We start from the raw sequence: 24,506 nt of genomic DNA, 5'->3' as shown, positions 1-24,506 counted from the left end.
GCCCGAACAAAGGTCAGGTCAGGCGGCTTTGGCGCGGCGCGCCTTCAGGCCTTCGACAAACAGGGCCATGAAGCCGCCGAAGAACCCGCTGAACAAGCCGCTGATCCCGTTGCCGAAGGCGTTGGCCAGGGCGTGGGGCGGAAGCGGGACGACGTAGCCGACGGCGGCGCTGATCACGGCTCCGATCAGTCCTCCAATGAGGCCCGCTATGATGGCGTTCTTCATGGCCTCAGATCCGGTTGGCGCGGGCGATCTGGCCGAGCAATACGGCGCTGGGTTTGGGCGTGCGGACTTGCGTGGCGCGGTCCACCGCAACGATGCCGAACTTCGGCCCGTAGCCGAACACCCACTCGAAATTGTCCAGCAGCGACCAGTGGACGTAGCCCTTCACGGGGATGCCGTCGTCCATCGCCGCCTTCAGTCCCTGCAGCGCGGTCTTGATGTAGGCCACGCGACGCGTGTCGTCCTCGATCGCGACGCCGTTCTCGGTGACGTAGATCGGCTTGCCCGAGAGGGCGTGGGCGTAGCGCACGGTCTGACCCAGGGCCTGGGGCGAGAACTCCTCGCCGGTCTGGGTCAGCTCGACGCCCGCCGGCGGCTGCATCTGGCCCTTGGCGTCGATCATGGCGCGGCTGTAGGTCTGCACGCCGACGAAGTCGCCGGTCTCCTTGATGGCCTTCAGCCACGGGTCGTAGCACTGGGCCCGCTTCTCGTCGCGCCGGCTGTTCTCGCCCACGGCCTGGTCGTCCAGCATCGCCAGGGTGGCGCCGACCGGGAAGTCGCCGGGACCGGCCTTGATGGCGGCGTAGCCCTGCTTGTGGGCCTCGATCAGGTTGGGCAGCATCACGTCCTGGCGACCGAACTGGGCGCTGGAGAAAAGCGGCGTGCCGCAAGCCTTGGCCGCGTCGACCATCGCCTGCTTCATCTGGTCGAGGATGAACGGCGGCAGAATCCACTGCAGCAGCAGGCCGATATTGGGCTCGTTGAAGGTGGCGGCCCCGCCGGCCAGGTCGCCCACGCCCTTGACCGCATAGGCGCAGTAGCGCGCGAACAGGGCCGGACTTTCCGGGTTCTCCCAGCCGCCCTGGGCCGCGAACCAGCGCGGCACGACGAAGTGGTTGAAGGTGATCAGCGGCGTCACGCCGTGCTTGCGGCAGGTCTGGGCGACCCGGCGATAGTGCTCCAGCTCGGCGGCCGAGAACTGGCCCTTGGCCGGCTCGATCCGCGCCCACTCCAGCGAGAAGCGGTAGGTGTTCAAACCCAGCTTCGCCAGCAGGGCGATGTCGGCCTCGTAGCGGTGATAGTGGTCGCAGGCGTCGCCCGACGGCTCCATGAACGGGCTGGGCTTCAGTTGCTCCAGCAGCCAGGTGTCGCTGTTGACGTTGTTGCCCTCCACCTGGTGGCCGGCGGTGGCCGCGCCCCAGAGGAAGCCCTTGGGGAAGTCGCCGGAACCGGCGGCCATGGCGGGGGCGGCGACCGGAGCAGCGGCCGCGGCGGCGCCGACAGCCAGCAGGGCCCGGCGGGAGAAGTCTGCGTCACGGAAAGGCATCGAAGGCTCCGGAACTCGAACTGAAAATTCGGGAAAGAAAGGACGTCAGGCGGCGGGCTTGAGCAGGCCGCGGGCGGCCATCCAGGCGTAGAACTGGTCGATCCAGAGGTCGCTGGTCGTGCCCCGCTTGTGCATGCCGAACCCGTGGTCGCCCTTCTCGTAGACGTGCATCTCGACCTTGCCGCCGGCCTGCTTCCAGGCCTGGACGAGGCCGTAGTCGGTGTTGCCGAACAGCGGATCGTCGTTGGCGATGGCGGTGAACATCGGCGGCGGATCAGCCGGCGCGGCAACCGTGTTCATCGGCCCGTAGATCGGAGCGATGAAGTCCGGACGCGCGTCGGGCGCATTGCGCAGCGTTGCGCCCAGGGTGGTCATGGCTCCGGCGGAGAAGCCCATCAGCCCCACCCGCCTGGGATCCACGCCCCATTCGCCGGCGCGCGCGCGCACCAGGCGCAGAGCCTGCTGGGCGTCGTCCAGCGCCAAGGGCTGGCTGATCGGCGGAGCCTTGTCGGCGCCGGCCTTGGCCGCCGCGCCGAAGCGCGCGCCCATCACCTTCAGCGTCTCCTGGTCGTCGTCGGGCGTCGCGTCCAGGCGGTACTTCAGGACGAAGGCGGCGATCCCATGATCGGCCAGCCACTGGGCGACCTTCTCGCCCTCCCACTCCATCGACAGCAGCATGTAGGCGCCGCCGGGGGCGACGATCACCGCCGCGCCGGTCGCCTTGTCCTTGGCCGGCAGGTACGGCGTCAGGGTCGGGCGGGTGACGTTGCGCACGGCCACGCCGTCGATCAGGTAGTTCCAGTGCTCGACCTGGGTCGCGCCCTCCGAACCCGGCGCGACGCCGGGCCAGAGGGGGATCGCGCCCGGCTGGGCCGGCGTCGGGATCGTGCGGATCTCGACATGCTGCGGGATCCCCTGCGCCAGGGCCGTTCCGGCGAACGCGGCGAGAGCCGCGCCCACCAGAGCCAGAAGCCTCGCCCGCATCAGAAGTGGCCTTCGAGGGTGACGCCGATGGTGCGCTCGGCCTCGCGGGTGCGCCAGTTGATGTAGCCGTCGTAGCCGCTCTGGAACGGCAGGGTGATGACGGCGGCGTTGAAGTCCTGCTTCAGCAGGTTGCGGGCGAAGACGCCCACGCGCCACTGGCGGTCTTCGGGGCCGATCCCGGCCGAGACGTTGAGCACGCCGTAGCCCTTCTGGATCGTGTTGGGATCGCCGACGCTGTTCTGGGTCTTGGTGCGGTAGGAGTAGTTGGCCGCGGCGTCGAAGGTCAGGGCGTCGGTGATCGCGTGCTCGTAGCTGGCGCCGATCACGGCGGTGACCTTCGGGGCGCCCGCCAGGGTCTGGCCCTTGGCCTGGTAGACGTAGGTGCGGTTCGTCAGGGTGCAGCCGACATAGCCGGCCGCGATCATGTTGTTCGGGCAGCTGGTGATGTAGTCGGTGTATTTGGCGTCGGAATAGGTGGTCGAGGCGTTCAGCTTCAGCGAGGAATTGACCCGCAGGTTGGCCTCGATCTCGAAGCCCTTGGCCGTGAGGCCGCCGGCGTTCTCGGTGACGAACTCGTTGTTGCGCAGCACCGCCGTCTGCAGGTCGGTGTACTTGTCGTAGAAGATGTTGCCGTTCAGCGTCAGGCGACGATCCAGCAGGGTCGTCTTGGCGCCGATCGTGACGTCGTCGACCGTCTGCGGCGCGACATTGGTCTTGGTGCCGCTGAGCGCCGAGAAGGTCACCGTCGGGCCGAGATAGCCGCGAGCGATGGTGCCGAAGATCAGCACGTTGTCCGAAGGCTTCCAGTCCAGGCCGATGCGGCCCGAGGGGCTCGACTTGGACGTCGTGCCGGTCTGCAGCGCGCGCGGCGTATAGGGCACGGTGGTTCCGCCGGCCGTCAGGAAGGCCGGCAGCGAGGTATCCAGTTCCGACCAGTTGGAGGCCTCGACCTTGTCCTTGGTCATCCGCGCGCCGCCCAGCAGGCTCAGGGTGTCGCTGAGCTTGTAGCGGCCGTCGATGAACACCGCGGCGCTGTCGGTCTTGGTCTTGCCGTGGTTCAGGCCGGCGGTGATCGAGACCACCGGAGAGGTGCTGTAGGGCGTGGCCGGGCGCAGCTGGGCGCTCTCGCCGGTGTTCTCGGTCTCAAGGCGCGAGACGAACAGGCCGGCGACGTAGCTCAGGCGGCCGCTGCTGGGCGAGGTCAGACGGAATTCCTGCGAAGCCTGGGTCTTCACGAGGCCCTTGGCCTGGGCGGTGAACTTCGACTGCGGCGAGCCGTCGATCGAATAGGTGTAGGGGTCTTCCTCGAAGCCGCGATAGGCGCTGAGCGAGGTCAGGGTGTATTCGCCCAGCTCCCAGTTCAGCTCCAGGGAGCCGCCGTAGTTGGTGGTGCTGTAGCTGCCGCCGCCGTCCTCGATCGACTTGTCGTTCGACGCGCCCGGCGTGACGCCCAGGCTCGACAGGCTGGTGAAGGGCGACAGGAAGTTGGCGTCGGTGGTGGGGGCCTTGTTCAGGGTCCACAGCTGGCCGGGGCCCTTCTGGCGCTGACGCGAATAGTCGCCGATCACATAGGCGCTGAAGGTGTCGCTGGGCTTCCAGTAGACCTTGCCGCGAACGCCGTTGTTGTGAATGCCGCCCCAGTCCTCGTTGCGGACCACGTTATGGACGAAGCCGTCATAGGCCTTGTCGTAGACGAACAGGCCGACGGCCAGGGTGTCCGACAGCGGGGCGGTGACGCCGCCGTGCACGTCGCGCTCGTTCAGCGAGCCGTAGGAGGCGAAGAAGTCGCCCGTGGCCTGGGTCAGGCTGGGCTTGCGGGTGGTGACCGAGATCACGCCGCTGGAGGCGTTCTTGCCGAACTGGGTGCCTTGCGGGCCCTTCAGCACCTCGACGCGCTCCAGGTCGCCCAGGCTGTCGACCGGCGAGCCGAACGGAACCACGACGCCGTCGACCACCAGGCCGACCGGCGATTCCGAGCTCGAGGTGAAGCCGCCGGCCGAACCGACGCCGCGCAGGCGGAAGCCGCTGTCGTTGGGCGTGTTGCCGAACTGAACGCCGGCGACCGAGTACTGGAGGTCGGTGATCGCCTTGCCGCCGGTGGCGGCCAGCTGGTCGCCGCTGACGGCCGAGACGGCCAGCGGCACGTCCTGCAGGCGCTCGGAGCGGCGGGTGGCGGTGACGACCACTTCTTCGATCGCGATCGGCGATTCCGTGGTGGCGGCTTGTTGGGCGTGGGCCGCGCCGCCGACGGCGACGCTGAGGCCGGTGGCGGCCAGCAGGCTGAGCTTGAATGCGTTCATGGGGGTTCCCCTTCCCTGCGAGCCGGCGATCTTCGTCGTCCGGCTTCGTTTCCGTTTCCCTGGACCCCGGCTTGCCGCCGGCGTTTGGTCTTGAGCTGAACGGTAGCGAGGGGGTCCCGCACCGACCAATTCAATCGTTGAACAGCAACTATCACTCAAGATTATGCGGGACTGCATTTCATATAATGAAACCAATAAGACGCTTGCCCCAACGGCGCCGCTCGGTCTAAGGCCGTTGAAATGTCAGGGTCCGCAGAAGGCCCGACGCCCCCAGGAGGATCCGCTGTGCGCTTTCACAACCTCGACCTGAACCTGCTCGTGGTGCTGGATTCCCTGCTGCAGGAGCGCAGCGTCAGCCAGACGGCCCAGGCCCTGCGCCTCACCCAGCCGGCGATCAGCAACGCCCTCTCCCGCCTGCGCCTGCACTTCGAGGACGACCTGCTGGTGCAGGTGGGTCGCAAGATGGTGCCGACGCCCTTCGCCGAAAGCCTGGCCGATCCGGTGCGCGAGGCCCTGGACGGCCTGCGCCGCATCGTCGTCACCCGCTCGGAGTTCGACCCCGCCGCGGCCGACCGCACCTTCACCTTCGTCTGCTCGGACTACGTCTTCAACGTCCTGATGACCGGGGCCATCCGCAAGCTGGTGACCGTCGCGCCGCGCCTGAAGATCGTCGTGCTGCTGACCTCCGACCAGAGCGCCGCCCTGCTGGGCGAAGGCAAGATCGACTTCATGATCTCGCCCGAGCGCAAGTGCGATCCGGGCCATCCGCGCAGCCCGCTGTTCAGCGACCGCTTCGCCTGCATCGCCTGGCGCGACAACCCGCTGGTCGGCGCCAGCCTCAGCCTCGAGAAGTACCTGGAGCTGGAGCACGTGTCGGTGACGCTGGGTCCGCACAACCCGCCGCACATCGAGCAGGAGTCGCTGGACGCTCAAGGCGTGGAGCGCAACATCGTCGTCCACGCCCCCACCTTCAACTGCGTGGCCGAGACCGTGGTGGGCACCAACATGATCGCCACCGTCCACGCCCGCAATGCGGCCATCCTGGCCAAGCGCCTGCCGCTGAAGGTGCTGGCGCCGCCGGTGGAGATCGCGACGTTCACCGAGTTCCTGCAGTGGCACAAGAACAAGGAAACCGACACGGGCGCCCTGTGGCTGCGCGACTTCCTGATCGAGCACGCCCAGAGCCTATAGGGCTTCTGGGGCGCTAGCTCGCCAGGCCGATCAACATCTTGAGCAGCACGGCCGCGGCCGTCAGGCCGGCGAAGATGGTGGTGAAGCAGAACAGGCTGCTGACCAGCCCGTGAGCGCGCCGTTGGCGACGCGAGACCATGTCGATGGTCATGTCCGGTTTCCTCCCGAGCCGCTCTGTCGGCGGCGTATGACGGGAGCTTCACGCCGATGACGCAGGTCCGCCAATTCAATCGCTGAATGGCGACCATAAGCCGCATGAAGGCTTCCCCGCGTCGGCGGCCCCATCATCGGCGGTGATGCGAGACATTCCCCGATTGAATTTTTTCCGGCCGGTCCCCTCCCCGTAAATGGTCGCAAGGGGCGCGGCGCATCATCGACCGCCGCCCGCGAACAAAAATCGGCAGGGTGGAATCCACGTGGCGCGTACGCTCATCACCAATATCCAGGTCTTCGACGGCACGGGCCGCGCGCCCTTCGCCGGCGAGGTTCTGATCGAGGACAACCGCATCGCCCGCGTGGCGGCGACGCAGACCGAGGGCCGCATCGAAGCGGCCGACGCAACGGTCATCGACGGCGCCGGGGCCACCCTGATGCCGGGCCTGATCGAGGCCCACGCCCACCTCTCCTGGCCCTCGTCGATCGAGCGCTTCATCCCCGAATTCATCCTGCCGCCGGAAGAACAGCTGCTGGCCACGGTGCGCAACGCCCGCGTCCTGCTGGAAAGCGGCTTCACCAGCGCCTATTCGGCCGGCGCCCTGGGCGAGCGCATCGAGGTGGTGGTCCGTAACGAGATCGACGGCGGCTGGACGCCCGGTCCGCGCCTGCGCGCCTCGACTATCGAGCGCAGCCCCGAGGGCGAGAACACTGGCGAGATCGACCACGGCCGCGGTCCCGAGGCCATGAAGGCCTTCGTCAAGCACTGCAAGACCATCGGCATCGACCAGGTCAAGCTGGTCATCTCGGGCGAGGACGCCCTGCTGCCGGGCTCTTCGCAGCATATCCTCTACACCGAGGAAGAGGTCCAGGCGGCCGGCGAACAGGCCCGCGAGAGCGACATCTGGCTGTCGGCCCACACCCAGGCCGGCGAGGCGATCAAGATGGCCCTGCGCGCCGGCGTGCGGGTGCTCTACCACTGCACCTACGCCGACGAGGAGGCGCTGGACCTGCTCGAGGCGCACAAGGACGAGATCTTCGTCGCCCCGGCCATCGGCGTCATCGTCGCCACCCTCGAGGCCAAGCCGCCGCCCCACATCGACATGACCTCGATGAAGGAAGCCGCTGTTCCGGTTGTCGAAAAGTGCAAGGTGCTGATCCCCGAGCTGAAGCGCCGGGGCGTGCGCGTGCTGCCCGGCGGCGACTACGGATTCCCGTTCAATCCCAACGGCGCCAACGCCCGCGACCTGCAGCACTTCGTCGACCTGTTCGGCTACACCCCGACCGAGGCGCTGGTGGCCGCCACCAAGCTGGGCGGCGAGCTGATGGGCCGCGCCGATGAACTGGGTCTGGTCGAGCCGGGCTACCTGGCCGACCTGCTGCTGGTCGACGGCGATCCCACGCAGGACGTCTCGATCCTTCAGCGCCGCGACCGCCTGCTGATGATCATGAAGGACGGCAAGATGCACAAGGCGCCGGCCCAACCGCTGGCGCGGGCAGCCGCCTGATGACCGTCCGTTCCGACATCGTCTTCGGCGTCGCCGGTTCGGCCGAGCTGAAGGGCGACCTCTATCTGCCCGACGCGCCCGGCCCGCATCCGGTGCTGGTCGCCGCCCCCGGCGGCGCCTGGCTGCGCAACGACAAGGCCCAGCTGGCCCGCTGGGGCAAGTATCTCGCTGGCCAGGGCTACGCCGTCTTCGCCATCGACTACCGCCGCTCCACCAACGGCAAGTCGTTCCCTGGTAACGTCCAGGACGTGGTCGAGGCCGCGCGGTTCCTCAAGCGCGAGGCCGCTGGCCTCGGTGTCGACGCCGACCGCGTCGGCCTGCTCGGCGCCTCGGCCGGCGCGCACCTGACGGCCTTGGCGGCGCTGGCCCAAGGCCAGCCCTGGCTCTATGGCGAGACCGTCCAGTTCAAGACCCTGGTCGCCGTCTACGGCGTCTACGACCTCTTCGCCCATTGGCAGGCGGATCTGGCCAAGAACGCCGCCCCGGGAACCGACCCCACCTATCGGATGCTGGGCGCTGACCCCTACGAGGATCCGCAGCTCTATGTCGCCGCCTCGCCGCTGCGCCACGTGCGCTACGATCGCAACGCCCTGAAGGCGCTGGTGATCTGGGGCGAGCGCGACCACGACATCGACCCGGCCCAGTCCGAAGCCTTCGCCCGCGCCCTGCGCCAGGCCCGCTTCTTCGTGCGCACCCTGCCCGTGCCCGACGCCGGCCACTTCTGGTTCAGCGAGGAAGAGGTCGACACGCCCCACACCGCCGCCGGCCGGGTCGCCCCCGCCATCGTCCGTTTCCTCGACAAGCACCTGTGATGATCTACGACGTCGCCATCGTCGGCTGCGGCCCCGTCGGGGCCCTGGCCGCCAATCTTCTGGGCCAGGCGGGCCTCAGCGTTCTGGTGCTCGAGCAGGAGCGCGATCCGCATCCCCTGCCCCGCGCCGTCCACCTCGACCACGAGATGATGCGCATCTTCCAGGGCGCGGGCCTCGTGGAGCACCTGCATCCGCTGATGCGCGAGACGCAGGGCCACCTGCACATCGGCGCCGACGGCGGGGTGATCCGCTACATGGGCACCGCCGGCCAGGCCAAGCGCTTCGGCTGGGCCAACGACTATTTCTTCTACCAGCCGGAACTGGAAGCGCAGCTTCGCGACGCCCTGGCCCGCTTCCCGGCCGTGGACCTGCGCCTGGGCGCGAAGCTGGAGACCCTGGTCCAGGACGAGGGCGGGGTCAGCCTGATCCTGGCCGGCGCCGAAGCCCTGCGCGCCCGCTGGGTGATCGCCTGCGACGGCGCGCGCAGCGCCGTGCGCAAGAGCCTGGGCGTCAAGCTCGACGACCTCGACTTCGAGGAGCCCTGGCTCGTCGTCGACGCCGAGGTCGACGGCCCGATCGTCTTCCCCGACATCCCCGGTCTGCCGACGGGCGCCGACCTGCAGCAGCTGTCGGTGATGCTGTGCGATCCGCGCCGCCCGGCCACCATCGTGCCGGGTCGTGGAAATCACCGCCGCTGGGAGTTCATGCTGCTGCCCGGCGAGGACGACCAGGCGATGATGCAGAGCCAGCAGGTCGAGGCCTTGATCGCGCCGTGGGTCGCCGGCTCGACCTATCGCCTGGTGCGCGCCGCCACCTACCGCTTCCACGGCCTGGTCGCCGAGCGCTGGCGCGTGGGCCGGGTGTTCCTGGCCGGCGACGCCGCCCACCAGACCCCGCCGTTTTTCGGCCAGGGCATGTGCCACGGCCTGCGCGACGTCTCGAATCTGGCCTGGAAGCTGCCCATGGTGCTTTCGGGTCTCGCCGACGAGGCCTTGCTCGACACCTACCAGCCCGAGCGCGACCCGCACGTACGCGGTGTTATCGGCGCGGCCGTGAACGCCGGCCGCTACATCTGCCAGCTCGATCCGGCCAAGGCCGCCGAGCGCGACGCCCACATGCGCGAGGTGATGGCCGCCGCCAAGCCGGGCGTCACGGCCGCCGACCTGATCCCCGCCTACCAGGCCGGCGTCGCCCGGCCAGGCTCGGGCGAGCGCTTCATGCATCCGCGCGTCGGCGGCGTGCTGCTCGACGAGGTGCTGGGCGAAGGCTTCGCCGTCATTGCTCGAGAGCCCGTCCTGGCGTCGCCCGCCTTCGCCCGCATCGGCGGTTCGCTCCACGTGATCGGCCAGGGCCTCGACGACGCCGACGGCGCGCTGACCGCCTGGCTCGACGCCAAGGGCGCGGCCGCCGTGCTGCTGCGGCCCGACCGCTACGTCTACGGCGTCGCCGAAACCGCCGACGCCCTGCCCGCCCTGATCGACCAGCTTTGCGCCGACCTCTCCCTGAAGGTCGAAGCGCCCAAGGAGACCGCATGTCCCGCCTGACCCTGGAGGCCGCCTCCATCATCGTCGACGCGGCCCTCGCCCAAGCCCGTCGCGACGGCTATCAGCCGCTGGCCGTGGCCGTGCTCGACGCCGGCGCGCACCTGGTGGCCCTCAAGCGCGAGGACGACGCCAGCCTGATGCGGCCGCAGATCGCCGTCGCCAAGGCCTCCGGCGCGCTGGGCATGGGCTATGGCAGCCGGGAACTGGCCAAGCGCGCCAACGCCGCTCCGGTGTTCTATTCGGCCCTGTTCGCCATCAGCGGCGGGGCCATGGCCCCCTCGCCCGGCGGCGTGCTGATCCGCGACGCCGAGGGCCGGATCATCGGCGCGGTCGGCATCAGCGGCGACACCGGCGACGCCGACGAGGCCTGCGCCATCGCCGGCGTCATCGCCGCCGCCCTCACCCCCGATCCCGGCGGCGCGCCCGCTCCCCAAGCCTAAAGGAGCCGCCATGCGCCTTCGCAGCATCGAACTGAACCTGCCCGACACCGCCGCGGCCGTCGATTTCCTGACCGGGACCTGGGGCCTGGCCAACGCCGGAACTGCCGGCGAGACCCGCTACCTGCGCGGCTCGGGGCCGTTCCCCTATCTCGTGGCCATGACCGAGACGCCCGGCCCGTCGGTGCGTTGCACCACCTTCGTCGGTGAGGAGTCCGAGGTCGAGGCCATCGCCGCCAAGGCCCGCGCGGCCGGCGCCCCCGTGGTCGAGACCGTGTCCGAGGATCTCGGCGGCGGCCAGGGGGTCCTGGTCCAGCTGCCCGAGGGCGAGGTGTTCCGCTTCCTGCACGGCGCAACCCTGGCCGAGCCGATCGAGGGCCGCGACCTGCCGGTCAAGCTGACCCACGTGGTGATGAACGCCGCCGACGCCGAGGCCACGGCCGACTTCGCCGAGGCGGCCCTGGGCTTCAAGGTCTCCGACCGCACCAAGGGCATGGTGTTCGTCCGCTGCAACGCCTCGCACCACTCCACCGCCTTCGCCCGCGCCGGCTTCACCTCGCTGAACCACATCGCCTTCGAGATGGCCGACCTGGATGCCGTGATGCGCGGCGTCGGCCGTCTGCGCGACACTGGCGCGGTCCCCGCCTGGGGGCCCGGGCGCCATGGCCCGGGCGACAACGTCTTCGCCTATTTCATCGCCCCGTTCGGCGCGGTCGTGGAGTTCTCGACCGCCGTCGAGATCATCCCCGACGACTACAAGGTCGGCGCGCCCGAGGACTGGACCTGGCCCGAGGGGCGCATCGACCAGTGGGGCCTGTCCGGCAAGGACTTCGCCGGCCTCAACACCGCCGAGCGCACCTTCGGCCACGCCCCGCTGCCGGTCGCCTAAAAAACGCAACGCTCCTCAAGTATCGAGACCAAGTCCATGAAATTGATCAGCTTCCTGCGGAACGGCGTTCCATCCTACGGCGCCATCCAGGGCGACCGCGTCGCCGACTTCGGCGCCATCGCCGGGCCGGACGAGCACGACCTCGTCGCCGCCCTGCGCCTGGACTCCATTCCGGCCCTGGCCGCCGAGGCCGCCTTCGACGTGCCGGTTTCCGAGATCGAGCTGCTGCCGGTGGTGACCACGCCGGGCAAGATCTTCTGCGTCGGCCACAACTACGAGACCCACCGCCAGGAAACCGGCCGGGCCAAGGTCGGCCATCCGTCGATCTTCACCCGCTTCGCCGACACCCTGACCCCGCACGGCGGCCCGATCATTCGACCCAAGAGCTCGACCAGCCTCGACTACGAGGGCGAGCTGGCCATCGTCATCGGCAAGGGCGGCCGCCACATCAGCGAGGCCAACGCCATGAGCCACGTGGCCGGCTTCGCCTGCGCCAACGACGCTTCGGTGCGCGACTGGCAGTGGCACACCCAGCAGTTCACGCCCGGGAAGAACTTCCCCGGCACCGGCGGCCTTGGCCCCTGGCTGGTCACGCCCGACGAGATCGACGACCTGAACGCCGTCACCGTCACCACCCGCCTGAACGGCCAGCAGGTGCAGCACGCCAGCCTGGCCGATCTGATCTTCCCGCTGCCGACCATCATCGCCTATCTGTCGGGTTTCACCCCGCTGTCGCCGGGCGACCTGATCCTGACCGGCACGCCGGGCGGCGTCGGCGCCAAGCGCGAACCGCCGCTCTGGATGAAGGCCGGCGACGTCGTCGAGGTTGAGATCACCGGCGTCGGCCTGCTGTCGAACACGGTCGTGGACGAAGCTTGAGCATGAGGCTGCGGCCTTAAGCCGCTGTTCAGGTGCGATTAATCACGCGCCGTTCATCGTGGATGCAAACGCCGGGGATCAGTCCCCGGCCCCTTCCACGAGTGCCCGCCATGCTTGCCCGCAAGAAGCCCCAGAAGACCCCCTTCCCCGTTTCGGACGGCGACACCGTCGAGGTGGTCCTCCGCTGCGGCTATCGAGCCCGCGCCTCGGTGCTGTGCTCGCGCGGAGGCATGGTCGAGCTGGCCTACCGCAAGGCCGACGACCGCTTCGGCCACGCCTTCGTCGACGCCGGCACCCTGCAGCCCGGCCTGTCGGTCAGCTGGGCCTTCCTCGCGGGCGTGCGCGCCCAGGTTTGAGGTTCGGCTGGACATTCATGGAAAGCCGCCTCCCTCGCCCTTGTGGCGAGGGCCCATGCCGGCGACAGCTCAAACCTTGGCCGTCCTGCGCAGTCTGAGCGGCTGAACGATGGGTCCTGGGCACGAGGCCCAGGAAGGCTATCGCAAGGGCGTTGGAGGTCGTGGAGCACGAACGCCTTCAGGCCACCCGCGTCCAGACCTGCGTCTTGCAGAGGAAGTTGCCGAGCACGCAGCCGCGCGCCTTCAGCTTGCCGGCGTCCATCACCAGCACCCGACCCGAGAAGGTCATGTTGACGTCCGGCGCGAAGACCTTGCCGCGCCACTCGCCCTTGTCGCCGCGCGAGAAGTCGCTGAGCAGCTGCCGGCCCACCAGTTCCCCGCCGGAGCCCTTGCGCGCGTCGGTCCGCGCCTCGTCATTGGCCCAGATCACATAGCCGCAGACCTCGCCGCCGCACGGCTTGATCTCGACATGGACGCTGTCCTTGGGATTGCGCCAGACGCCGAAGATGTCGGGTCCCTGGGGCGCCGGGGACTGAGCCATCGCCGCCGAACCCAGCATCAGCGTGGTCAGCACGGCGACGCCCGACTTGAAGAACGACACGGCGACCTCCCCCGACCTCGGCGACCGCGTCCGGTCGCTCATCCGCCTTCCGACGGTCGGCCGGACAGGACGCTACGTCAAGCGCCGGCTTGATCGTCACATGATGCTGATCGCCGGGCTGCTGGTGAGCGTGCCGGTGATCGTGCAGGCGCTGGGCGAGCCCGGGATCGAAGCATAGTACATGGTCACGCTCGACGGAGGCCCATTGGTCCAGGTCAGGTAGGAGAGCGTCCCCGAGCAGGATCCCAATATGGTGGCGGCGGATACGCCGGAGACCGTGACCTGAGGAGGCCAGCTCGGCGTCAGGATCCAGCTGAAGCCGTTCGGATAGACAAGCCATCCGCATTGCCAGTCGCCGCTGGTGAAGGAGCCGCTGTAGATGTAGGCCAAGCTCCCGCCCGGCAGGATCATGCCGTTGAGTTTGACCGCGCAGCGGACGGTCGTCGACTGCTGCAGGGTCAGCGTGCCGGTCAGGGTGAACGACGTGGGCTCCGAACCATTCGGGACGAATACGGCGGCCTGCGCCGAATAGGCGCCTCCGGCTACGGCGAGTGCGGCGGCGGCCGCCACGAGTGAAACGCTCTTCGACATGACGTCTTCTCCCGAATGACCTGTCGTGGGAGCGCAAGCGCCGCCCCCTGGAGCAAGAAACGCCGGGAACCCGAAGGCTCCCGGCGAGTCGAGGGACGAGGGTTCGCCCTGGGGGATCAGGAAACGGTCAGCGTGACGTTGCTGGTCAGGGTGCCGCTGATCGTGCAGGCGCTCGGCGAGCCCGGGATCGAGGCGCTCGAGAAGGTCACGCTGCTGGGCGGACCATTGGTCCACGGGGCGGCGGTGATGGTGCCCGAGCAGCTGCCGGCGATCGAGCTGGCGGAGATGCCGGTGATCGTCACGGTGGGGCCCGCGCCCGGGGTGACGGTCCACGGGAAGCCCGACGGAACGACCAGCCAGCCGCACTGCCAGGAGCCCGGAGCGAACGAACCGCCGGTGATGGTGGCGGCGGTGCCGGCCGCGTTCACCGTGCCCGTCAGGGTGACGGCGCAGGTGACGTTGGTCGTCTGGCTGAGGCTCAGGTTGCCGGTGAGGGTGAAGCTGGCGCCGGCCGGGGCGATGGTCGCGGCCGAGGCGGAGCTGGCGCCGGCCAGGCCGGCGAAGCCGAGGGCGGCGGCGGCCAGAACAGAAGCGGTCTTCAACATGACGTCTTCCTCCGATGTTTTTTATTACAACCGCGCATTGGGGCGGCGGGTGTATGCAACTGCTAAATGCGGAGGGAGTCAAACGGAATAATATAGTATTTTCAATAACTTATTCAGGAGTCGCGCCGACGCCCGGCGCTCCTTTCAGGAACGTCGGGTGCGAAAAAATCGCCGCCCCGGAAGGGGGCGGCGAGTTACCGAGAGGGCCTAGAAGCGCTTGGACACGCTGACCGCGATGAGACGGGGATCGAGGGTGAAGACGTTGGCCGTCAGGCCGGTGTCGTCGCTGTTGGTGAAGGTGTCGGTGATGGGCGTCTTGTCGAACAGGTTCTTGACGTAGGCCTGGAAGACGAGCCCGTCGGAGGGCTTCTCCAGCGTCACCGAGATGTTGACGTTGTCCCACGACTTCAGCCGGTCGTATTCGGTGTTGTAGACGCGGGCGTAGCTGCTGCCCTGGTAGTAGTAGTCGCCCCTGAACGTCAGGGCCCAGTCGTTCTTGTGGAACGTGTACTGGGCGCCGATGTTGGCGGTCCAGTTCGGGGCGTTGGGCAGCTCGTTGCCGCTGAGATCCGCCTCGAAGCCGCGGCCGCCGTTGGGAGCCTCGGTCAGCGGGTCGTAGGTGAAGCCGTAGAGCGCCCAGAACGGTAGGGTCGAGGTGAAGGCCGGGTTGAACGTCCCCGTCCGCAGCGAACCGCCGCAGAGCGCCTGCAGGGCCAGGGTCGTTAGCTCGACCGGGAACGGCCGCGACAGCACCCGCTCGACGTACTTGGTCGGGGCCACGCAGTTGGAAGGCACCTGCAGCCACGGCCGCAGCACCATCCAGTCGGCGTTGCCCTGGGTGCGGTTCATGACGTCGATCGAGCCCTCGCCGTCGGCGATCCGCGTGTTCAGGTAGCCGAGGTTGGCGTCCAGCCTGAAGTCGCGGGTGGGCCGGAACACCGTCTCCAGCTCCACGCCCCAGGTGCGGGCGTCGAAGTTTTCGTTCAGCGAGATGCGGTCGACGATCTGCGAGACCTGGTAGTCCTTGTAGTCGTAGTAGAAGGCCGTGGCGTTGAAGCGGACCATGCCGCCGGCCAGGGTGTTCTTGGTCCCGATCTCGAAGGCGTTGACGTATTCGGGATCGAAGGTCTCGGCCAGCGGCTGGTACTGGATGACCGACGGGTTGATGTCGACCCGCGGCGGGTTGGCGCCGCCGCCCTTGTAGCCGCGCGAATAGGACGCGTAGACCATGGTGTCGTCGGTGAAGCTGAAGTTCGGCTTCCAGTCGACCACGAGGCGGCCGGTGACCGCGTCCCACTGCTGGTCGATGTCCGGCAGGGCCGGATAGCCGCGGCTGACATAGCCGCCCGAGGAGGTGCCCGGGGTGCCCCGGTCGGCGCCCAGCAGCAGCTGGCTGGGATAGGGCGTGCTGACCTTGCGATCGTCGGTGTAGCGCAGGCCGGCGGTCACCCGCCAGGTGGGCGACAGGTCGTAATAGGCCTCGCCGAAGATCCCCCACGAGCGGGTATGGATGGCGTTCTTGCTGCGGAAGTAGTTGTGGCCGTCGCCGGCCAGGTTATCCAGCGACGAATAGTCGACATAGACGCATTCCTTGGCCGTCGTCGGCGTGCAGGGTGCGGTCTGGCGGCCCTGGTTGCTCGGCAGGGTGATGTCGACGTTGTAGTAGTACTCGGCCAGGAACGTGAACACGTTGTTGAACACGAAGTAGTCGTCGGCTGACTTGAAGTCGATGTAGTTGGCGCCGAGGCTGAAGTTGAACGGCCCGTCGAAGGCCGACTGCAGGCGCAGTTCCTGCGTCCACTGGCGATTGTCGGAGCGGCTGAGATCGGCCGAGACCATGCGGTTCGACGTGCCCAGCTGCGGGTCGGTGTAGTAGCCGCCCGACAGGAACGACTTGCCCACGATCGGCTGACCCAGCACGTCGCGCAGCCCGTCGGTGCTGCTGAAGATCGGGTTGGAGACGAAGCGGTTGTAGTCCTGGGTCGAGTAGTAGTCGTCCTTGGCGTAGGCCGTCTGCGAGATCAGCTTCAGCTTGTCGGTCAGGTCGAACTCGACGTTGAACTGGAAGACGTCGTTCTTCACGCGGAAGACCGGGTCGTAGCTGGTGGCGATCTCGCGCAGGTCCTTCGACTGGGTCAGGCCGGCATAGGGATCGGTGCCCAGCGGCACGGCGAACACCGTCTGGTTGGACGCGTTCTGGCCCAGCGACACCGAAGCCAGGAAGATGTGCGCGAAGGCGCCGCCGTTGGGCACGCCGTAGGCCGCGTCGTCGTACAGCGAGCCCGGCAGACAGCCCTGGCTCAGGCGGTTGCGGATCAGCGCCGAGGTGATCGTCACCGCGCCCACCGAAGTCGGGCCCGGATCGGTGGTGCAGAGCTGCTTGCCGGTCCGCGAGCGGTTGTCGTCTTCCTCGAAGTGCTCCCAGATCGCGTTGGTGCGCAGGCGGCTCGAGGGCTCCCAGGCCGCCGACAGGCGGGTGGACCACAGGTCGCGGCCGTTCACCTTGGTCTCGTTGAAGGTGTTGTAGTCGAAGCCGTCGCGCTTGGTGGCCGAGCCGGCCAGGCGCAGGGCGAAGGTCTCGCCGATGGGCACATTGATCAGGGCCTGCATCCGCCGGCTGTCGTAGTTGCCGGCCTCGCCCTTGATGAAGCCCTCGAACTCATGGCCCGGCAGGTTCGGGATCATGTTGACGACGCCGCCGGTGGCGTTGCGGCCGTACAGCGTGCCCTGCGGCCCGCGCAGCACCTCGACCCGCGCCACGTCCAGGTATTCCTGCTCGAACAGCCGGTTGCGGATCAGCGGCGTGGAGTTGAAGCTGACGGCCACGGCGGGATCGCTGCTGGCCGAGATCGCCTTGGTCCCGACCCCGCGGATCGAGAAGTTGTACATGCTGAAGTTCGCCTTCGAGAACGAGACGTTCGGCACGGCGCGCATCAGCTCGGAGCCGCCCTCGATCTTGCGTTCGTTGAGCGCTTCCGAAGACAGGGCCGTTACGGCGATAGGCACCTGCTGGATTGACTCTTCGCGCTTCTGCGCGGTGACGACGATGTCTTCGACTTGGGTCGTGGCGTCCTGCGCCAAAGCCGGCCCCGCCGCCACGGCGAGCGCCATGGCGGATGCGGTGACGGCCAGACGCGCGCGCACGCAGGCTTTTGCAGCCATGCCCTATCCTCCCCTGCCCCGGCCAGCTCTGCGTCTGGCCCGGTGAACGTTTCCCCCGCCCCTCATCAATCTCCGCGCGGCATGGCGGCTCCGCCCCACGGTTGGGTTGTACGATCTACCTATTCACTAGCATGTCAATACATTACTTACATCGATGTTCAGTTACGTTGCGGCAGTCTGGCGGCGGCCCTTTTGGGGCAAGGCGGCGTGCGTCGAAGATCGCTTTCCACGGCCTTCCGGGGCCGGACGATCGGGCCTGTTCCTGACCTCGAATTAATATTTACATCGCTGTAAAAAAGGCCGAGGTTCAGCGCCGATCGGGAGGGCGAAAACATGGATGCCGACGTCATCGTCGTGGGGGGCGGGCTGGCCGGACTGGTGGCCGCCGACGAACTGGTCCGGGCCGGCAAGCGGGTCGCCCTGCTCGACCAGGAGAACGCCGCCAACCTGGGCGGCCAGGCCTTCTGGTCCTTCGGCGGGCTGTTCCTCGTCAATTCGCCCGAGCAGCGGCGCATGGGCATCCGCGACAGCCTGGACCTGGCCTGGCGCGACTGGACCGGCAGCGCCGGCTGGGACCGGCTGGACGGCCCCCTTCCCGAGGACGAATGGTCGATCCGCTGGGGCCGCGCCTATGTCGAGTTCGCCGCCGGCGAGAAGCGCCACTGGCTGCGCCGCCACGGGATCAGCCTGACGCCGATGGTCGGCTGGGCCGAGCGCGGGGCCGGCCAGGCCATGGGCCACGGCAACTCCGTGCCGCGCTTTCACGTCGCTTGGGGCACCGGCACCGGCGTGTCCGAGCCTTTCGCCGACAGCGCCCGCCAGGCGGCGTCTGAGGGCAAGCTCAGCTTCCATCACCGCCACCGGGTCGATCACCTGATCGTCGAGGGCGGCCGGGTCACCGGCGTTTCCGGCGCGGTGCTGGCGCCTGACGACGCCGCGCGCGGCGCGCCGTCCAATCGCGACGTCGTGGGCGACTTCACGCTGAAGGCCGGCGCCGTGGTGCTGGCCACCGGCGGCATCGGCGGCAACCATGATCTCGTCCGCCGCTACTGGCCCGAGCGGCTGGGAACGGCGCCGGCCAGCATGATCACCGGTGTGCCGGCCTATGTAGACGGGCGCATGCTCGACATCGCCGGCGCGGCCGGAGCCCGCCTCGTGAACCGCGACCGCATGTGGCACTACGTGGAAGGCGTGCGGAACTGGGCGCCGATCTGGCCCAGCCATGCCATCCGCATCCTGCCCGGCCCCTCGTCGATGTGGTTCGACGCCCTGGGGCGGCGGCTGCCCTTCCCCGCCCTGCCCGGCTACGACACCGTCGCCACCCTGCGCCACCTGCGCACGACGCCGGACCTCGCGCAGCACGACCACAGCTGGTTCATTGTCAGCCAGAAGATCCTCGAGAAGGAGTTCGCCCTCTCCGGCTCCGAGCAGAATGGCGACATCACCAACCGCCGGCGGCTCTCGCTGCTGAAATCCCGCCTGGGCAAGGGCGCGCCGCCCGAGGTCGACGCCTTCAAGCGCAACGGCGCCGACTTCGTGGTCGCCGACCGGCTAGAGGATCTGGTCGCCAAGATGAACGGGCTGACCGAGACGCCCCTGCTCGACGCCGCCCTGATCCGACGCCAGATCGAGGACCGCGACGCCCAGATCGCCAATCCCTTCGCCAAGGACCTGCAGGTGATGGGCATCCACAACAGCCGTCGGTCGCTGGGCGACCGCCTGGCCCGCACCGCCGCGCCGCACAGGATCCTGGATCCCGCCGCCGGCCCGCTGATCGGGGTCAAGCTGCACGTCCTGACGCGCAAGTCGCTGGGCGGCCTGCAGACCGACCTTTCCAGCCGCGTGCTCACCCCCGACGGCCAGGTGCTGGAGGGACTCTACGCGGCCGGCGAGGCGGCGGGCTTCGGCGGCGGCGGCGTGCATGGCTACAACGCCTTGGAGGGCACGTTCCTGGGCGGCTGCATCTTCTCCGGACGGGCCGCGGGCCTGGCCCTGGCCGGCGCGGTCTAGCTAGGTCCGTGGAGGGGCTGGCCTCGCCGCTGATCACCACGGGCCTGCCCGCCGCGCTGGGGATCATCATGTTCGGGCTGGGCCTTGATTTGACCCCGGCCGACTTCACCCGCGTGGCCCGCCAGCCGCGCGCGGCCCTGGTCGCCCTGGCCTGCCAGGTGCTGATCCTGCCGATCGTCGCCTTCGCCTTGGCGCTGCTGTTCGACCTGCCGCCGGCCATGGCGGTCGGGCTGATGCTGTTGGCGGCTTCGCCGGGCGGGACGGCGGCCAATCTCTACAGCCACCTCTTTCGCGGCGACGTGGCGCTGAACGTCAGCCTGACGGCGATCAATTCGGTGCTGGCCGTCGTCACCCTGCCGCTCGTGGTCAACCGGGCCATCGCGGTGTTCGAACCCGGCGACGGGCGCATCGGCCTGCGGCTGGACAAGACCGTCGAGGTGTTCCTGGTGGTGCTGGTCCCCGTGGCGCTGGGCATGCTGACCCGCCGCCTGAAACCGCGCTTCGCCCGCGCCATGGACAAGCCGGTGCGCATCGCCTCCAGCCTGTTCCTGGCCGTGCTGGTCATCGGCGCGGTGGCCTCGAACCTGGCCGAGCTGCGCGAAGAGATCCTGGCGCTGGCCGGCGTCACCGTGACCTTCTGCCTGGTCAGCCTGACCCTGGGCTTCGTCGTGCCCCGCCTGCTGCGCGTGGCCCGCGACCAGGCCATCGCCAGCGCCTTCGAGGTGGGCCTGCACAACGCCGCCCTGGCCATCGTCATCGCCCAGTCGGTGCTGCAACGCCCCGAAGTCAGCCTGCCCGCCGCCGTGTACGGCGTGGCGGCCTTCCCGCTGGCGGTGCTGTTCGGGATGGTGGTGACGCGGGGCGCTGTGCGTGATCCGGTCTCAAACCCATCGTCATCCCGGCCGTAGCGAAGCGGAGAGCCGGGACCCAGGGGACTGGGCTTCGCGGTCAGGCTCACGCAAATCGCGGCGGCCATCCCCGTGCGGCTGCTCCTGGGTCCCGGGTCTGCGGACCGCTTCGCGGTCCTTCGCCCGGGATGACGGTTTTGGGGGAATGGCTACCGCAGCTCCCGCCGCAGTACCTTGCCCACCGCTGTCTTCGGCAGCGGCTCGCTCCGGAACTCGACGATCCTCGGCACCTTGTAGCCCGTCAGCCGCTCGCGGCAGTGGGCGATCACCGCCTCGGCCGTCAGTTCCGCCGAGCGCGGCACGACCACCACCTTGATCCGCTCGCCCTGCACCGGGTCGGGCACCCCGACCGCGGCGACCTCGTCGACCAGGGGGTGGGCGGCGATCACGTCCTCGATCTCGCTGGGATAGACGTTGAAGCCCGAGACCAGGATCATCTCCTTCAGCCGGTCCATCAGCCGCACGCGGCCATCGGCCTGCATCACGGCGACGTCGCCTGTCGAGAGCCAGCCGTCGGCCGACAGCACCCGCGCGGTCTCGCCTGGATGGTTCCAGTAGCCCTTCATCACCTGCGGCCCGCGCACGCACAGCTCGCCCGGCTCGTCGACGCCGCACCAGGAGCCGTCCTCGCGGCGCATGCGCACCTCGGTCGAAGGAACCGGCAGGCCCACTGTGCCGTCGAAGGCCATGGTCTCTGGCCGCTCCAGATCCACATACCCCACGCAGACGATCGGCGAGCACTCGGTCAGGCCGTAGCCCTCGATCACCGGGCAGCCTGTGACCAGTTCCCATTCCTCGGCGACGGCCCGCTGGGTGGCCATGCCGCCGGCGATGGTCAGGCTCAGTTCCGAGAAGTCGCGACCGCGAAAGGCCTCGTTCTTCAGCAGGCTCGAGAACAGGGTGTTCAGCCCCGCCAGCCCCGCGAACCGCTCCTTGCGCAGCACCCACTCCACCCGTTTGGCGTCGCGGGGATTGGCGATCAGGATGTTGCGGCCGCCCACCCCGACGAACATCAGCAGGTTCGCGGTCAGCGAGAACACATGGTAGAGCGGCAGCATGGTCACGTTGCCCACCGCCTGGTCGGGCGGGATCTGGGTCATGATCCAGGCGCGGCCCTGCAGCACATTGGCCAGGATGTTGCGGTGGGTCAGCATGGCCCCCTTGGCCACTCCCGTCGTGCCGCCGGTATATTGCAGGAAGGCCAGATCCTCGGACCGTACCTCGACGGGCTCCAGCTTCAGCCGCCGCGCCCGCCGCATCATCGCCGGCCAGCGCAAGGCGCCGGGCAGCCGCCACTTGGGGACCAGCTTCTCGACATGGCCCATCAGGACGTTGATCGCCGTCCCCTTGGCCGGCCCCATCATGTCGCCCATCGAGGTTACGACCACCTGGCGCAGCGCCGTGCCCTCGATGGCCTGCTCCAGCGTGTGGGCGAACATGTCCATGACCACGATGGCGACCGCGCCGCTGTCCTCCAGCTGGTGGCGCAGCTCGCGCGGCGTGTAGAGCGGGTTGACGTTCACGACCACGGCGCCGGCGATCAGCGTGCCGAACAGGGCGATCGGATACTGCAGGCAGTTGGGCATCATCAGCGCCACCCGCTCGCCCTGACGCACGCCCGCCGATTGCAGCCAGGCGGCGAAGGCCCGCGCGTCCTTCAGGGCGCGACCATAGTCCACGCCTGAGCCCATGCTGACGAAGCCTGTCCTTTGCGCGAAACGCGCGGCGTCGTGCTCGAACAGCTGGCCGACCGATCGCCACAGGGCCAGTTCGTCGTCGATCGTGGCCGGCACGTCGGGACGATAGGCCCGGGTCCAGAAGCGCTGCGCCCACAGCTGGTCGGCGTCGGCTCCGTCGACGCCCTCGATGATCGGCGCGCCGGTCATTTCTCCAGCACCGCCACGACGCCCTGGCCACCGGCGGCGCAGATCGAGATCAGGCCCCGGCCCGATCCCTTGCGGTCCAGCATGGCCGCCAGGTGGGCCAGGATCCGGCCGCCGGTGGCGGCGAACGGGTGACCGGCCGCCAGGGAACTACCATGCACGTTCAGCTTCTCGCGATCGATGGCGCCGGGCGCACGGTCGAGGCCCAGTCGCGTGCGGGCGTAGTCGTCGTCCTCCCAGGCCTTCAGCGTGCACAGCACCTGGGCGGCGAAGGCCTCGTGGATCTCGTAGTAGTCGAAGTCCTGCAGGGTGAGGCCCAGCTTGGCCAGCATGCGCGGCACGGCGTAGGCCGGGGCCATCAGCAGACCCTCCTCGCCGTCCACGAAGTCCACCGCCGCCGTCTCGCCGGCCCTGAGGTAAGCCAGCACCGGCAGGCCGCGCGCCCTCGCCCACTCCTCGCTGGCCAGCAGCACCACCGAGGCGCCGTCGGTCAGGGGCGTGGAATTGGCCGCCGTCAGCGTGCCGTGCTCGCGGTCGAACACCGGCTTCATCGTCGCCAGCTTGGCCGGGTCGATGTCGGGCCGCAGATTGTTGTCGCGCTTCAGCCCCCGGAACGGCGTGACGAGGTCGTCGAACAGGCCGTCATCATACGCTTTCGCCATCTTGCGATGGCTGCGGATCGCTAGGGTGTCCTGCTCCTCGCGGGCGATGCCCCACCGCTTGGCCATCAGCTCGCAGCTTTCGCCCATCGAGAGGCCGGTGCGCGGCTCGGCGTTGCGCGGCGGCTCGGGGCGGAAGGGCGCGGTCAGGCCCGCCCCGGCCAGGGCCTTGACCTTGGCGCCCGTCGTCTTCTGGCGATTGGCCGACAGCAGCGCCTTGCGGAAGTCTTCGTTCAGCGCGATCGGCGCATCCGAGGTGGTGTCGACGCCGCCCGCTATGCCGACGTCGATCTGGCCCAGCGCGATCTTGTTGGCCACCAGGATCGCCGCCTCCAGGCCGGTGCCGCAGGCCTGCTGCACGTCGTAGGCCGGGGTGTCGTGGCCGATGGTGGTGGAGAGCAGCGCCTCGCGGGTCAGGGCGATGTCGCGCGAGTGCTTCAGCACCGCGCCGGCCGCCACTTCGCCCAGCCGTAGGCCGTGCAGGTCGAAGCGGTCGGCCAGGCCCTGGAGGGCGGCGGTCAGCATGTCCTGGTTGGAGGCCTCGGCATAGGCGGTGTTGGAGCGCGCGAACGGAATGCGGCGACCGCCGATCACGGCGACGCGCCGGGGCGCGGGCAAGGTCAGCATGGAGAAGAATCCTGTGGTTGGGGCGCGCTGATCAGGCGCCCGCGCAAATGGGTTCGGCCGCCCGAGGCGTCCGTAAGCTCGAAGGCGCCGGCGGGGCCGCTAGACAGGCGGCCCTCGCCAGGCAGCAGCAGGGGCGCGCGGAAGGCGGTCTCGATCTCGATCGCCTCGACCGCCTGGCCCCGGGTCAGGGCCGCCACGGCCCTGGCCTTGGCCCACATGCCGTGGGCGATGGGTCGCGGAAAGCCGAACAGCCGCGCGCCGAGGGGCGAGGTGTGGATCGGGTTGGCGTCGCCCGACACCTTTGCGTAGCGTCGGCCGATGTCGGCGGGGACCCGCCAGGTCTCGACCTGCGAAGTCGCTTCGACGCCGTCGAGCGTCGGCGCAACCGCGCCATGGCCGGGCTTGCCCAGGCGCAGATAGACGCTCGTCCCCTCCCACACGGTAGCCCCGTCGCGCAGCGCCCAGGTCTCCAGCGAGAAGGCCTGGCCCTTGTCGTGCGCCATCAGCCGGCCGGTGCGGGCGCCGATCGTCAGGGCCTCGCCGATCCGCAAGGGCGCGCGCTGGCGGATGCGATTGTGGATGTGCACGAGGCCCATGACCGGGAACGGAAAGCCCGCCGCCAGCATGATCCGCATCTGCAACGGGAAGGCCAGGACGTGGGCGAAGGTCGGCGGCACGCCCGCTTCGGCTGCGAAGCCGCAGACCCCGGCATAGGCCCTGACGGCCTCGGCGCGCACCCAAACCTCGTCGGCGCTCAGGTTGACGGACGGCAAGGCGCTGGCCGTACCGCCGCGCAGCAGGCCTCGGGCCGCGCCCCAGGCCATGCCCAGGGGCGACACCTGTTCGGCGTTGGACATG

At 69.0% G+C, this 24,506-nt stretch carries 22 protein-coding genes; 10 read left to right on the top strand and 12 right to left on the bottom strand.

The window, feature by feature from the left end; all coding sequences use genetic code 11:
• Positions 1-18 precede the first annotated feature (18 nt).
• From AC07NS_RS19635 to AC07NS_RS19620, 4 genes are read right to left on the bottom strand one after another with little or no spacing between them, the layout of a single operon-like run.
• Complete coding sequence (locus AC07NS_RS19635; protein WP_494605959.1) at positions 19-225, bottom strand: hypothetical protein; 207 nt, start codon at positions 223-225, stop codon at positions 19-21.
• Between the two features lie 4 nt (positions 226-229).
• Positions 230-1,549 carry a glycoside hydrolase family 1 protein gene (locus AC07NS_RS19630; RefSeq protein ID WP_494605958.1) on the bottom strand — a complete coding sequence of 440 codons (1,320 nt, stop codon included), beginning with the start codon at positions 1,547-1,549 and terminating at the stop codon, positions 230-232.
• A gap of 45 nt (positions 1,550-1,594) precedes the next feature.
• Entirely contained in the window at positions 1,595-2,533 is a 939-nt protein-coding gene (locus tag AC07NS_RS19625) for an alpha/beta hydrolase (protein ID WP_494605956.1), read from the bottom strand.
• Complete coding sequence (locus AC07NS_RS19620; RefSeq protein ID WP_494605955.1) at positions 2,533-4,833, bottom strand: TonB-dependent receptor; 2,301 nt, start codon at positions 4,831-4,833, stop codon at positions 2,533-2,535. Before AC07NS_RS19620 ends, AC07NS_RS19625 begins: the two co-directional genes overlap by 1 nt.
• A 285-nt stretch (positions 4,834-5,118) precedes the next feature.
• Between AC07NS_RS19620 and AC07NS_RS19615 the strand changes: the two genes are divergently transcribed.
• Complete coding sequence (locus AC07NS_RS19615; RefSeq protein ID WP_494605952.1) at positions 5,119-6,024, top strand: LysR family transcriptional regulator; 906 nt, start codon at positions 5,119-5,121, stop codon at positions 6,022-6,024.
• A gap of 13 nt (positions 6,025-6,037) precedes the next feature.
• Here AC07NS_RS19615 and AC07NS_RS19610 read toward each other — a convergent pair whose 3' ends face one another.
• Entirely contained in the window at positions 6,038-6,175 is a 138-nt protein-coding gene (locus AC07NS_RS19610; RefSeq protein ID WP_494605950.1) for a hypothetical protein, read from the bottom strand.
• A 265-nt stretch (positions 6,176-6,440) separates the two neighbouring features.
• On the opposite strand from AC07NS_RS19610, the gene AC07NS_RS19605 reads away from it, so the two are divergent.
• The 7 genes from AC07NS_RS19605 to AC07NS_RS19575 all read left to right on the top strand — a co-directional run bounded on the left by AC07NS_RS19605 (position 6,441) and on the right by AC07NS_RS19575 (position 12,602).
• A complete protein-coding gene (locus AC07NS_RS19605) occupies positions 6,441-7,685 on the top strand; it encodes an amidohydrolase family protein (RefSeq protein WP_494605948.1) in 1,245 nt (414 codons plus the stop codon).
• Positions 7,685-8,497, top strand: a complete 813-nt coding sequence (locus AC07NS_RS19600; protein WP_494605947.1) for an alpha/beta hydrolase family protein — start codon at positions 7,685-7,687, stop codon at positions 8,495-8,497. Before AC07NS_RS19605 ends, AC07NS_RS19600 begins: the two co-directional genes overlap by 1 nt.
• Positions 8,497-10,041 (top strand): bifunctional 3-(3-hydroxy-phenyl)propionate/3-hydroxycinnamic acid hydroxylase MhpA, encoded by a 1,545-nt coding sequence (gene mhpA, locus AC07NS_RS19595; protein WP_494605945.1) that lies wholly within the window; start codon positions 8,497-8,499, stop codon positions 10,039-10,041. The genes AC07NS_RS19600 and mhpA overlap by 1 nt, the downstream gene beginning before the upstream one ends.
• Positions 10,029-10,481 (top strand): GlcG/HbpS family heme-binding protein, encoded by a 453-nt coding sequence (locus AC07NS_RS19590; RefSeq protein WP_494605943.1) that lies wholly within the window; start codon positions 10,029-10,031, stop codon positions 10,479-10,481. The genes mhpA and AC07NS_RS19590 overlap by 13 nt, the downstream gene beginning before the upstream one ends.
• Before the next feature lie 10 nt (positions 10,482-10,491).
• The gene (locus AC07NS_RS19585; RefSeq protein WP_494605941.1) at positions 10,492-11,367 is read left to right on the top strand and encodes a VOC family protein; all 876 of its coding nucleotides are present in this window, start codon (positions 10,492-10,494) and stop codon (positions 11,365-11,367) included.
• A 36-nt stretch (positions 11,368-11,403) separates the two neighbouring features.
• Positions 11,404-12,246 (top strand): fumarylacetoacetate hydrolase family protein, encoded by an 843-nt coding sequence (locus tag AC07NS_RS19580; RefSeq protein WP_494605939.1) that lies wholly within the window; start codon positions 11,404-11,406, stop codon positions 12,244-12,246.
• A 110-nt stretch (positions 12,247-12,356) separates the two neighbouring features.
• The gene (locus AC07NS_RS19575) at positions 12,357-12,602 is read left to right on the top strand and encodes a hypothetical protein (protein WP_494605938.1); all 246 of its coding nucleotides are present in this window, start codon (positions 12,357-12,359) and stop codon (positions 12,600-12,602) included.
• Positions 12,603-12,780: 178 nt separating this feature from the next.
• Here AC07NS_RS19575 and AC07NS_RS19570 read toward each other — a convergent pair whose 3' ends face one another.
• The 4 genes from AC07NS_RS19570 to AC07NS_RS19555 all read right to left on the bottom strand — a co-directional run bounded on the left by AC07NS_RS19570 (position 12,781) and on the right by AC07NS_RS19555 (position 17,561).
• A complete protein-coding gene (locus AC07NS_RS19570) occupies positions 12,781-13,203 on the bottom strand; it encodes a DUF2147 domain-containing protein (RefSeq protein WP_494605936.1) in 423 nt (140 codons plus the stop codon).
• Positions 13,204-13,299: 96 nt separating this feature from the next.
• Positions 13,300-13,794, bottom strand: a complete 495-nt coding sequence (locus tag AC07NS_RS19565; RefSeq protein ID WP_494605934.1) for a PraA/PraB family alkane oxidation protein activator — start codon at positions 13,792-13,794, stop codon at positions 13,300-13,302.
• A gap of 116 nt (positions 13,795-13,910) precedes the next feature.
• Positions 13,911-14,399: a PraA/PraB family alkane oxidation protein activator gene (locus AC07NS_RS19560; RefSeq protein ID WP_494605932.1), complete on the bottom strand. Its 489-nt coding sequence runs from the start codon at positions 14,397-14,399 to the stop codon at positions 13,911-13,913.
• A gap of 207 nt (positions 14,400-14,606) precedes the next feature.
• On the bottom strand, positions 14,607-17,561 hold the full coding sequence (locus tag AC07NS_RS19555; RefSeq protein ID WP_494605931.1) for a TonB-dependent receptor: 2,955 nt from the start codon (positions 17,559-17,561) through the stop codon (positions 14,607-14,609).
• Between the two features lie 333 nt (positions 17,562-17,894).
• On the opposite strand from AC07NS_RS19555, the gene AC07NS_RS19550 reads away from it, so the two are divergent.
• The gene (locus tag AC07NS_RS19550) at positions 17,895-19,571 is read left to right on the top strand and encodes an FAD-binding dehydrogenase (protein WP_494605929.1); all 1,677 of its coding nucleotides are present in this window, start codon (positions 17,895-17,897) and stop codon (positions 19,569-19,571) included.
• Between the two features lie 8 nt (positions 19,572-19,579).
• The gene (locus AC07NS_RS19545; RefSeq protein ID WP_494605927.1) at positions 19,580-20,479 is read left to right on the top strand and encodes a bile acid:sodium symporter family protein; all 900 of its coding nucleotides are present in this window, start codon (positions 19,580-19,582) and stop codon (positions 20,477-20,479) included.
• A 149-nt stretch (positions 20,480-20,628) separates the two neighbouring features.
• Here AC07NS_RS19545 and AC07NS_RS19540 read toward each other — a convergent pair whose 3' ends face one another.
• From AC07NS_RS19540 to AC07NS_RS19530, 3 genes are read right to left on the bottom strand one after another with little or no spacing between them, the layout of a single operon-like run.
• Complete coding sequence (locus tag AC07NS_RS19540) at positions 20,629-22,365, bottom strand: AMP-binding protein (RefSeq protein ID WP_494605926.1); 1,737 nt, start codon at positions 22,363-22,365, stop codon at positions 20,629-20,631.
• Positions 22,362-23,648 (bottom strand): acetyl-CoA C-acetyltransferase, encoded by a 1,287-nt coding sequence (locus tag AC07NS_RS19535; protein WP_494605925.1) that lies wholly within the window; start codon positions 23,646-23,648, stop codon positions 22,362-22,364. The genes AC07NS_RS19540 and AC07NS_RS19535 overlap by 4 nt, the downstream gene beginning before the upstream one ends.
• Positions 23,642-24,505, bottom strand: a complete 864-nt coding sequence (locus AC07NS_RS19530) for a MaoC family dehydratase (RefSeq protein WP_494605923.1) — start codon at positions 24,503-24,505, stop codon at positions 23,642-23,644. Before AC07NS_RS19530 ends, AC07NS_RS19535 begins: the two co-directional genes overlap by 7 nt.
• Between the last annotated feature and the right edge of the window lies 1 nt (position 24,506).

The sequence above is a fragment of the Caulobacter sp. GW821-FHT10A10 genome, from assembly GCF_059415745.1.
The sequence above is the reverse complement of the archived record's forward strand: the minus strand, read 5'-3'. Positions and strand labels throughout refer to the sequence as shown.